A 10,747-nucleotide genomic window follows, 5' to 3' on the forward strand; every position below is an offset into this window, starting at 1 on the left:
CCTTAGAATTGCAACAGAAAAAGATCAAACAAAGAAAGACAGCAGACAAGAAATACTTGAGATTATCAACTCCCGATCTACAGCAAGCTTTAAGATTAATCTCGTTGCTGTAGCAAGTGTTGCTGAGAAGGATGCATTCACAAGCCCAGCCCCAACTTTAACTGGTGACCCTAGAGTGGGCGTCGTTACTTGGGCTATAGGTGGCAAGGATGCAAGTATGTTCACTATTAGTGCTACAACGGGTGTTATCTCAATGAGTAAAAGAGACTATGAAAATCCATTAGATGAAGACATAAATAATGTTTATGAAGTAACGATTATTGCAACTGATTCTGATAAAAACACAGCCTCTAAAGATCTAAAAGTTACAGTCACTGATGTGCATGAATTTGTATCAGGAGAGTACTCGTTTGCCGGTGTGACATACAAAACGGTGCATTCACCTAATACTAACAGAGTATGGTTGGATAGAAATCTTGGAGCAAGCCAAGTAGCAAAGAACAGAAGTGATACAAAAAGTTATGGTGACCTTTACCAATGGGGGCGTGCCTATGATCAGCACGAGAAGAGAAATTCTGGCACATCACCCACGCAATTCACTAGTCTCAAGAACACGGGTGCTAATAACGGTCCATTTATTATTGAAAATTCTGATTGGACGAGTGCAGACTCAACAGGTGAAGAGAGAGAGAAGTCTTGGGGTGCGGCTGGTGGGGGTCTCTGCCCAACACCCTTTAAAATACCCTCTAAGGAAGAACTAGAGGCAGAGATGACGGCTACGAATATTACTAATGCCGCCACGGCCTTCTCCAGCTTCTTGAAAATCCCATCTGCTGGCTACCGCGCTATGTCGGGTACTGTACATACCCAATCTAGCGTTTTCTTATGGACTCGTTCTCCTGTTCCTACTCCTTCTGATGGTGACATTGAAGCTCACTATTTTATAGCCTCTAATGCTGCTGCTGGTTTTCATACTATGAATCGTTCTTTTGGTCTAAGCATTCGTTGCATTTCGATTTATGACCCAATTCCTCCATCAGATTAAGCAAACGCACAAGGATGCTTTCATTAAAAAGACAGGTGCATTAAACAGAACAAAGCCACACCCGTTTTTTTTATTCGTTATTTTTTTAGGGTAGGTATATGATTTTTAAATGATAATGAAAAATGATTTTGATAAACTGAGTCTTACGGGGAGGTATTTTTTCGCAAACATAGGTGGGCTAATAAACGGTGCTGTCTTTGCAATCTCTATCTTTGTAAGCACATATATAATGTAAAATAACTCGGATTTTGTAATATAGACAAGGAATGGTTTAATGACTAATAATAAGAAAAACCCTTGGGGTGGCGATAATCAAACTCCGCCAGAGTTAGACGAGGTGATTAGGGATTTTAAAAACAAATTTGGTAATATTTTTGGCGGTGTGTCATCAAAGTCTGGTGCACCTATCGTATCAAAAACACCTATTTTCAAATACCTATCTATATTAGCTCTACTGGTTTGGCTTGGGTACGGTTTTTATATTATTGCCCCTGCTGAAAAAGGGGTGATATTGCGTTTTGGTGCCTTTCAAGAAGAAACTTCTCAAGGCCCACATTGGCACTTGCCGTATCCGATTGAGAGTCTAAATCGCATCAATGTTGAGGCTATTCAAGATATGCAAATTGGTTATAGAGATGCCGTTAGAAATCGTCGTGGTGGCAATGTATCCTCTGAATCGTTAATGTTAACCAAAGACGAAAATATGATTAACGCTAAGTTTGCTGTTCAATATAAGATTAATGATGCGCAGAAATATTTATTTAATGTTGCCAATCCTAAATTGACTTTACGCCAAGTAGTTGAAAGTGCTATTCGTCAGGTCGTTGGTAAAAATTCTATGGACTATATCTTGATTGAAGGTCGCGCAGCAATTGCCGATAGTATTAAGGAAAAATCCCAAGAATTGCTTGATGTTTACGCAGTAGGTTTGTTAATTACAACCATTAACATGCAAGATGTTCAACCGCCGGAGCCAGTGCAAGCGGCATTTTCTGATGCGGTAAAGGCGCGTGAAGACAAACAACGCTTGATTAATGAAGCGCAAACTTACGCCAATGATATTTTGCCGAAATCTCGCGGTAGAGCCGCGCGTATGCTTGAAGAAGCAAGGGGTTACAAATCAAAAGTTGTTTCCAAATCTGAAGGTGAAGCTGCGCGTTTTAAGAAAATTTTAACCGAGTATCAAAAAGCCCCTGGCGTAACTAGAGAGCGCTTATATCGTGAAACAATGGAAAATGTGCTTGCAAATACCAGCAAGGTGGTGGTTGATTCAAAGGCTAACAATATGATGGTTTTACCGATTGACAAATTATTAGACAATAAGGCGGCGCACACTAATAAAATCGTTATTCAAGGGTCGCAGTCACAACAAGTCAAACAGGATGGTAGTATTAGAAATGTTTTCCGTAATAGAGAGGTTAGATAATGAAAAAACTTGCAATTGTATTTTTGGTCATTGTTTTTTTCGTTGGTATTTCGGCGTTATATACAGTTAGTGAAACACAAACAGCGATTAAATTACGCTTAGGTCAAATCATCACTGTTGAGCAGGAGCCAGGACTCAAATTTAAAACCCCACTTTTCAACAATGTGGTGAAGTTTGACAATCGTATTCAAACATTAGACGCACCTGCAGAGCGTTTTTTAACGGGTGAAAAGAAAAATGTCAATGTTGATTATTATGTGAAATGGCGCATTATTGATGCTAAGCAGTTTTACATATCAACTAACGGCAATATGGCAAGAACCAACAGCCGTTTGGCACAAATCATCAAAACAGGCCTTAAAAGTGAATTTTCTAAGCGCACTATTGCCGATGTGGTTTTTGGTGAGCGTAGCGAGATTATGGTAAATATCAAACAATTGGCAAAGAAAGATATTAGTGAGTTCGGTATTGAAATTATTGATGTGCGTATCAAGCGTATTGATTTATCAAAAGAAGTGTTAAATTCTGTTTATCGTCGTATGCAAGCAGAGCGTCATCGTGTTGCTAAGGAGTTTAGGTCAAAGGGTGCAGAAGAGGCAGAAATCATCCGCGCAGCAGCAGACAAAGAACGCACGATTATTTTAGCGAATGCTTACCGAGATTCTGAGAAAATTCGCGGTGAAGGTGACGCTGTTTCTGCAAATAATTACGCAAAAGCTTACAATAAAGATGCGAAGTTTTATTCATTCTACCGCTCATTAGAATCTTATAAGAAGTCATTCTCAGGTCGAAATGATATTATGGTACTGAATCCAAATACTGAATTTTTCCGCCATTTTAATCCAGCAATAAACATAAAATAATCAATCATGAACACTTGGCAACTCCCAGAAGGGGTTGATGAATTGACTGGCGATAGAGCGTTAGTGTTTGAGCGTGTGCGTCGCCAACTTATTGATTTATATACTAATAAGGGCTTTGGACTGGTTATTCCACCCATGGTAGAAAATATTGAGTCTTTGTTGTTGACTAGTGAATCAGTTAATAAGAAGACTTTTAAATTTCTAGACCCTAGTAGTGGCAAGATGCTAGGTGTACATGCCGATATCACCCCGCAAATTGCACGCATTGACGCTAAGCAGGGCAGTGATAAAATTTCAAAGTATTGTTATGTGAATGCGATTTTGCAGACTAAGGCAGACGATTTTTATACATCGCGCTCACCGATTCAAGCAGGTGCAGAATTATATGGCTCTAACAGCATTGATGCTGATATTGAGGTAATTGTATTGATGCTTGAGAGCTTAAAGTTGCTTGCCATTGAGCCGATTGTGCTGAGCTTAGGAAATGTGGCTGTGTTTGACGCTTTAATTGCACAAGAGGCATTAAATGATGAGCAAATACCAGCACTCAGACAAATCTTTGTCAAACGCTCGGCACCAGACTTGGCAGTATTTTTAAGTAACAATACACTTAAAAACGCGGATAAATTTAGTGCATTAATGAAACTAGAAGGCGATGCCAGCGTATTGGACGAAGCCTTGACTCTATTTAAGGATATACCTAAGGCAAAAGCAGCCGTCCAAGATTTGGTACAAATTAACGCAAACTTGAGTACAGCAGGTGTTGAAATCGTGATTGACCTTGGTGAACTTAAGGCTTATGAGTATCACACAGGCGTTGTGTTCTGTGCTTATAATGAAAACTATTCCAAGGCTTTGGCACAAGGCGGTCGTTACAATGGTTTAAGTGCGTCGTTCGGGCGTCCAAGAGCGGCAACAGGGTTTTCATTTGATTTAAAATTTTTAACACATTAAGGGTTAAGCAAGTATGTCAAAAAATGTAGTCATCATTGGCACCCAGTGGGGTGATGAGGGTAAAGGTAAAGTGGTTGATTTGATTACCGATAAAGTATCCAGCGTGGTGCGTTTTCAAGGCGGACACAATGCAGGACACACCTTGGTTATTGATGGTAACAAAACCGTGTTACATCTTATTCCATCAGGTATTTTGCGTGAAGAAGTTGAATGCTTGATTGGTCACGGTGTGGTATTATCAATGTCTGCACTCATTAAAGAATTGGGCGAACTGAGTGCTGCTGTTAGTGCGCATTCGCGTTTAAAAATATCACCAGCGTGTCCGCTGATTATGCCTTACCATGTGGCACTTGATAATGCGCGTGAGCTTAAGCGTGGTAAAGCTGCTATTGGCACTACAGGCAATGGTATTGGCCCCGCATATGAAGACAAAGTTGCGCGTCGTGGATTGCGTGTTGGCGACCTATTGGATACCAATGCATTTGCTGAGAAGCTTAAAGATGTCATGGAATATCATAACTTCGCATTAACGCACTATTATGGCGTTTCGGCGTTGGATTATGATGAGGTGTTAGCACAGGCGTTAGAGCATGCAAAAGTTGTGATTCCGATGATTGCCGATGTTACGCAGCAAATTCATCAACATATTGCCAACAATGAAAATATCTTGTTTGAAGGCGCACAAGGTGCATTGCTTGATATTGACCAAGGTACTTACCCATTTGTAACTTCATCAAACACCACTTCAGGGGGTGCGGTAACAGGCTCAGGTGTGGGTGTAACAGACATTGATTATGTGCTGGGTATCGTTAAAGCTTATACCACCCGTGTTGGCGGTGGACCATTCCCAACAGAATTGGTTTATAATGTTGAAACTGATAAGGGTGATACTATTGGTAAGACATTAGGCACTGTAGGCTGTGAGTTTGGCGCTACCACAGGTCGTCAGCGTCGTTGTGGCTGGTTAGATATGGTGACCCTTAAGCGTTCGTTTAATCTCAACGCAGTCACAGGCATCTGCCTGACCAAATTAGATGTTTTAGATTCTTTAGAGTGTATTAAAATTTGCGTGGCTTATGAGCTGAATGGCAAAGAAGTAACTACACCACCGTATGATGCGCAAGGCTATGCTGATGCCAAGCCTATCTATATTGAAATGCCTGGTTGGAAGGCTTCTACCATTGGCACAGATTCATTTGACAACTTACCACAACAAGCACAAGACTACATTCGCAAGATTGAAGAGCTTTCAAACTTGCCTGTAGATATTTTATCCACAGGCCCAGACCGAGATGAAACACTAATACTAAACCATCCATTTGACGAATAACTAATTAACTAATAAAGGCTTTATTATGAGCGACCCGCACCAAAACAGAGAATCAAAGAAATACGACAATCCAATCCCTTCAAGAGAATACATCCTTGAACATGTAGCCAAACAAGCAGTAACAACCTACGATTTATACGACTTACTTGAGGTTAAAGGTAAGCAAAAAAAGCCTTTAACACACCGCCTTAGAGCGATGGTACGCGATAAGCAACTGAGTTGTAATCGTGAGGGTGAATACAGTATTTTTGATGCTGAAAAAGATGTTATGACTGGTACGATTAGTGCGCACCCAAGGGGTTTCGGCTTTGTAATGCTAGATGAAGGTGGCAAGGATTTGCGTCTTTCTGCGCATCAGATGAAATTGGTTTTTCATGGCGACAGAGTTAAGGCACGAATGCTTGATGAGCGTGGTGATTCTGAGGTTGTTGAAGTGCTTGAGAGCCTTAAAAGCGTTGTAGGTCGTCTACATTTTGGCTCTGAAGGTGGTGCTTATGTGGTGGTTGATGACAAGCGAATTTGCAATAATATTGATATTCCTAAGACTAGCAACGAGAATACTGAGCAGCAAATTGTTGTTGTTGAGATTACGCAAGCACCAACCTTTAAAACGCCTGCACAAGGCAAAATCACCCAAATTTTAGGCGACTATATGGATGAAGGCGTTGAAACCGAGGCGGCACTTTACCGTAATGGTATTCCAGTGGATTTCTCAGAAGAAACTCTAGCCCAAACTAAGCAACTACCAACAGAAGTGAGCGCACAAGACAAAATAGGGCGTGTTGATATTACCAATATGAAGTTGGTTACTATCGATGGTGAAGATTCTCGTGACTTTGATGATGCAGTATTCGCTGAGTCTACAAATAACGGCTGGAAACTGGTAGTGTCCATTGCCGATGTATCGTACTATGTAGAAGAAGGCACAGCACTTGATATAGATGCAGTGCAGCGCGGTAATTCGGTTTATTTCCCGCGTCGTGTGGTACCAATGCTACCTGAAGAGCTTTCAAATGGCCTATGCTCAATTAACCCTGATGTAGAGCGCCTATGTATGACTTGTGAGATGAATATTGATACAGAGGGTAATTTACTTGATTATAAGTTTTATCCAGCAGTTATGTTTTCACACGCTCGTTTGACTTATACTAAGGTTGGTAAAATTTTAGAAGAACACGATAGCGAGTTAACGCAGCAATATTCAGGTGTTATGGATAATTTAAATGCCTTGTATGATCTATATAAGGTCTTAAAAGGTGCTAGAACCAAACGCGGTGTTATGGACTTTGACCGTATTGAGACGCAAGTTTTGTTTGATGATAATGGCAAAATTGATAATATTGTGGCAACTTCTCGCAATGATGCACACAAACTCATTGAAGAATGTATGCTGATGGCAAATCAAGCCACAGCGAAGTTCTTAGCTGAGAATGATGAAGATTTCTTATACCGTATTCACCCTAAGCCAACCGCAGAGAAGGTTGAGCTAACGCGTCAATTTTTAACTGCAGTCGGTTTAACCTTGGAGGGTGGTGTGCAACCAGAATCCAAGCATTTCGCTAAAGTGTTAGAAGATGCCAAAGGCAGAGATGATGAAAACATCATTAAAACTGTGGTTTTACGCACCATGAAGCAAGCTGTCTATACACCTGCTAATGAAGGTCACTTTGGCTTAGCGTTCGATGATTACACCCACTTTACTTCACCAATCAGACGCTATCCTGATTTGCTCGTACATCGCGCAATCAACCGTGTGCTCAATAAAAGTACCAGAAAACCCAGTAAGGCAATGGTAGAGTTAGGCGTTGAATTATCAGCCACAGAGCGTAGAGCAAACGAAGCCACCCGAGATGTTGAGCAGTGGTTGAAATGTGAATATATGCGCGATAAAGTTGGCGAAACCTTTAGCGGTGTTATCTCTGGTATCGCTGCCTTTGGTATCTTTATTGAGCTCACTGACATCTATACCGAAGGCATGATTTCTATTCGTGATATGAAAGATGATTATTACAATTTTGATGAAATTCACCATCAACTCAAAGGCCAACGAGGCGGCAAAGTCTTCCGTTTGGGTGACACCATCAAGATACAGGTCGCTTCGGTTAATTTAGATGATAGGCAAATGGTGTTTATACCCGCTTAAATTACCTCGTCTTTTTCCTTTTTACGGTGTTGAATTTCAAAAAATATTCAGTCGCATGGCTCTGCCTATGTTTCTGTATATTTTTCAAAATTCGCCTTACCGACTACTTGTAGTTTATGCCTTTTGTAAAAAATAGCGAGCCTGGTTAATATTTTTAGCAAACATATCTATCAGTCGGTTACTGCACCCTCAGAAGCAGACTTGGCCAGTTTGGCAAACTTGGCCAGCACACCTTTGGTATAGTTGGGTTTTGGCTGTGTCCAGTTAGATAAGCGTTCATCAATAATGGACTTTTCAACGATGAGCTCTAAGACATTATTTTTAGCGTCAATCAAAATTTCATCGCCATCTTCAACCACGGCTAATACGCCGCCTTTAAAGGCTTCTGGGGTGATATGTCCAACCACGAAACCATGAGTGCCTCCCGAGAAACGACCGTCGGTAATTAGGGCTACTTTACCACCCAAACCTTTACCCATTACCGCAGAAGTTGGGGCAAGCATTTCACGCATACCAGGACCACCTACAGGACCTTCATAACGAATAACAATAACATCGCCTGCTTGGATTTTTTCGTTTAGGATGGCCTCTAATGCTTCTTCTTCACGACCAAAACATTTTGCGCTACCTCTGAAGCTCAAGCCTTCTTTGCCTGTGATTTTCGCTACTGCACCCTCTTGTGCTAAGTTGCCACGCAAGATACGCAGATGTGAGTCTTTTTTGATTGGATTGTCTAAAGACTTGATGATTTCTTGTGAGTCAGCGTAAGGTGCAACATCTTTTAGGTTTTGTGCCATTGTTTTGCCAGTTACTGTCATGCAGTTGCCGTGTAATAGCCCTGCATCAAGCAGCATTTTCATCAAGGGTAGGGTGCCACCGATTTCAACCAGTTCACTCATCATATACTTACCTGAAGGCTTAAGGTCGGCAATCACAGGCACATTAGCACCAATGCGAGTAAAGTCGTCAATCTTTAAGTCAACGCCAGTGGCGTTTGCCATAGCAATAAGATGTAAGACCGCATTGGTGGAGCCACCCAGTGTGATAATCACTGTAATTGCATTTTCGAAAGCTTGCATGGTCATAATATCGCTTGGCTTAATATCTTTTTCTAAAAGATTAAGTACCGCTTCGCCTGCACGCACGCAATCGTTATTTTTGTCCTCTGAGATGGCGTCTTGTGCGCTGGAGTTCGGCAAACTCATGCCTAAGGCTTCAATTGCTGATGCCATCGTATTGGCGGTATACATACCACCACAAGAGCCTGGACCAGGAATGGCAGTTTTTTCAATATTTTCCAGTTCAATCTCACTAATGGCATTGTTGGCAAATTGTCCTACTGCCTCAAACACACTAACAACATCAGTGTGTCCTTCACCTGGCTGAATAGTGCCACCATAAACAAAAATACTCGGACGATTAAGCCGTGCCAAGCCAATAATACAACCAGGCATATTCTTATCACAACCGCCAATTGCAACGATGCCATCAAAGCCTTGGCAACCTACAACTGTCTCAATAGAATCAGCAATTACCTCACGGGAAACCAAAGAATATTTCATGCCTTCAGAACCCATAGAAATACCATCTGAAATGGTGATGGTATTAAAGATAACGCCTTTACCGCCAGCAGAATTAACACCTTTTTCTGCTTCGTCAGCCAGTTTGTTAATGTGCATATTACAAGGTGTTACCATCGACCAAGTGGAGGCAATACCGACTTGTGGTTTGCTAAAGTCTTCCTTTTTAAAACCTACTGGATATAGCATGGCGCGACTTGCTGCGCGTTCATAACCATCAACAACCTGAGAAGAATATTTGCGTTTATTAGACATAAAAGTATTTCGTTTGCTAAAAGAGATAAATTTTAGACTAAAATGAAGTTTTTCTCTACCCCTAATAAATACACAAATTGAATACAGCGCAAAAAATCTTAGAATTGATCGCACCTTTCGTTAAAGAAGACAAGATTCTGCCAAGAACATACGCTCAAATCAACGACAATATTAATGATTTTGTCTTGCTAGAGCAATCTGGTGAGTTAGTGGCCTGTGTAGGTTTAAAAAACTCTCAAGAAGGCGGCATGGGCGAGATTTATGCTTTAGCAGTATCGGAAAAAGTACAAAACCAAGGAATTTCAACTAAGCTCTTAAATAAAGTAATGCAAAAAGCACTTGCTGATAATTTTTCTAAAGTATTTGCATTGTCTAGACATAATGCACAGTGGTTTTTAAACCAAGGCTTTGTAAAAATGGAAATTAGTGAGCTGCCTAAGAATCGTCAAGCCTTGTTTGACCATCAGCGTAACTCATCTATCTTTTTTAAAATCGTCTCTAAAGAGAATTTGTAATGCAAATTAAAGACCGTATTCGAGGCTATTTACCTGTGGTGATTGATATTGAAACTGGAGGTTTTGACAATAAAACCGATGCTATGCTTGAGATTTGTGCGATAACGATTGGCATTAATGAGAATGGTATATTTTACCCAAAAGATATTTGTCACTTTCATATAGAGCCTTTTAAGGGTGCCAATCTTGAAGCGGCAGCGCTTAAATTCAATGGCATTGATGTGCATAATCCATTGCGTATGGCAGTGAGTGAAAAACAAGCATTGAATGAGATTTTTCAAGCCGTTAGTGCTGAGGTAAAAATTCAAGAATGTACGCGTGCAATCTTAGTGGGGCACAACGCATTTTTTGACCTAGGGTTTTTAGTTGCGGCGAGCAACAGAACAAAGCTCAAAAATCCATTTCATCAATTTTCAACTATTGATACAGTAAGTCTTTCAGCCTTATATTACGGTGAAACAGTGCTTGCTAAAGCGATGCGTGTGGCGGGCATTGAATGGGAGGATGCCAATGCACATTCAGCGTTATATGACACGCAAAAAACAGCAGAATTATTTTGCAAAATCTTTAATGCGCAGTCCTATAGTTAATAGCCAGTGCTTAGCAAAATCCATAACATCCCAAATCCAAAAATAG

9 protein-coding genes are annotated in these 10,747 nt (G+C 40.8%); 8 read left to right on the plus strand and 1 reads right to left on the minus strand.

Annotated elements, in window-relative coordinates; all coding sequences use genetic code 11:
* The 6 genes from BAZSYMA_RS03960 to rnr all read left to right on the plus strand — a co-directional run.
* Positions 1-1,045, plus strand: a 1,045-nt coding sequence (locus tag BAZSYMA_RS03960) for a cadherin repeat domain-containing protein (RefSeq protein ID WP_143243089.1), incomplete at its 5' end; no start/stop codon positions are given.
* 274 nt (positions 1,046-1,319) lie between these two features.
* On the plus strand, positions 1,320-2,471 hold the full coding sequence (hflK, locus tag BAZSYMA_RS03965) for an FtsH protease activity modulator HflK (RefSeq protein WP_090715846.1): 1,152 nt from the start codon (positions 1,320-1,322) through the stop codon (positions 2,469-2,471).
* Positions 2,471-3,334 carry a protease modulator HflC gene (hflC, locus tag BAZSYMA_RS03970; protein ID WP_090715848.1) on the plus strand — a complete coding sequence of 288 codons (864 nt, stop codon included), beginning with the start codon at positions 2,471-2,473 and terminating at the stop codon, positions 3,332-3,334. Before hflK ends, hflC begins: the two co-directional genes overlap by 1 nt.
* 6 nt (positions 3,335-3,340) lie before the next feature.
* Positions 3,341-4,288, plus strand: a complete 948-nt coding sequence (locus BAZSYMA_RS03975; protein WP_090715850.1) for an ATP phosphoribosyltransferase regulatory subunit — start codon at positions 3,341-3,343, stop codon at positions 4,286-4,288.
* A 13-nt stretch (positions 4,289-4,301) separates the two neighbouring features.
* A complete protein-coding gene (locus BAZSYMA_RS03980) occupies positions 4,302-5,618 on the plus strand; it encodes an adenylosuccinate synthase (protein WP_090715852.1) in 1,317 nt (438 codons plus the stop codon).
* A gap of 25 nt (positions 5,619-5,643) precedes the next feature.
* Entirely contained in the window at positions 5,644-7,761 is a 2,118-nt protein-coding gene (gene rnr / locus BAZSYMA_RS03985) for a ribonuclease R (RefSeq protein ID WP_090715854.1), read from the plus strand.
* A 170-nt stretch (positions 7,762-7,931) separates the two neighbouring features.
* Here rnr and ilvD read toward each other — a convergent pair whose 3' ends face one another.
* Positions 7,932-9,596: a dihydroxy-acid dehydratase gene (gene ilvD / locus BAZSYMA_RS03990; protein WP_090715856.1), complete on the minus strand. Its 1,665-nt coding sequence runs from the start codon at positions 9,594-9,596 to the stop codon at positions 7,932-7,934.
* A gap of 77 nt (positions 9,597-9,673) precedes the next feature.
* Between ilvD and BAZSYMA_RS03995 the strand changes: the two genes are divergently transcribed.
* Together BAZSYMA_RS03995 and rnt are read left to right on the plus strand one after the other, a co-directional pair.
* The gene (locus BAZSYMA_RS03995; protein WP_090715859.1) at positions 9,674-10,111 is read left to right on the plus strand and encodes a GNAT family N-acetyltransferase; all 438 of its coding nucleotides are present in this window, start codon (positions 9,674-9,676) and stop codon (positions 10,109-10,111) included.
* Positions 10,111-10,701: a ribonuclease T gene (gene rnt, locus BAZSYMA_RS04000; RefSeq protein WP_090715862.1), complete on the plus strand. Its 591-nt coding sequence runs from the start codon at positions 10,111-10,113 to the stop codon at positions 10,699-10,701. The genes BAZSYMA_RS03995 and rnt overlap by 1 nt, the downstream gene beginning before the upstream one ends.
* The last annotated feature ends 46 nt before the right edge of the window (positions 10,702-10,747 follow it).

The organism is Bathymodiolus azoricus thioautotrophic gill symbiont, from assembly GCF_001298715.1.
Taxonomy (GTDB): domain Bacteria; phylum Pseudomonadota; class Gammaproteobacteria; order PS1; family Pseudothioglobaceae; genus Thiodubiliella.

Excerpts from the sequence above, each read along its gene's own strand:
- hflK (WP_090715846.1), top strand. The coding sequence starts at position 1,320 with ATGACTAATAATAAGAAAAACCCTTGGGGTGGCGATAATCAAACTCCG.
- hflC (WP_090715848.1), top strand. The coding sequence starts at position 2,471 with ATGAAAAAACTTGCAATTGTATTTTTGGTCATTGTTTTTTTCGTTGGT.
- BAZSYMA_RS03975 (WP_090715850.1), top strand. The coding sequence starts at position 3,341 with ATGAACACTTGGCAACTCCCAGAAGGGGTTGATGAATTGACTGGCGAT.
- BAZSYMA_RS03980 (WP_090715852.1), top strand. The coding sequence starts at position 4,302 with ATGTCAAAAAATGTAGTCATCATTGGCACCCAGTGGGGTGATGAGGGT.
- rnr (WP_090715854.1), top strand. The coding sequence starts at position 5,644 with ATGAGCGACCCGCACCAAAACAGAGAATCAAAGAAATACGACAATCCA.
- ilvD (WP_090715856.1), bottom strand. The coding sequence starts at position 9,596 with ATGTCTAATAAACGCAAATATTCTTCTCAGGTTGTTGATGGTTATGAA.
- rnt (WP_090715862.1), top strand. The coding sequence starts at position 10,111 with ATGCAAATTAAAGACCGTATTCGAGGCTATTTACCTGTGGTGATTGAT.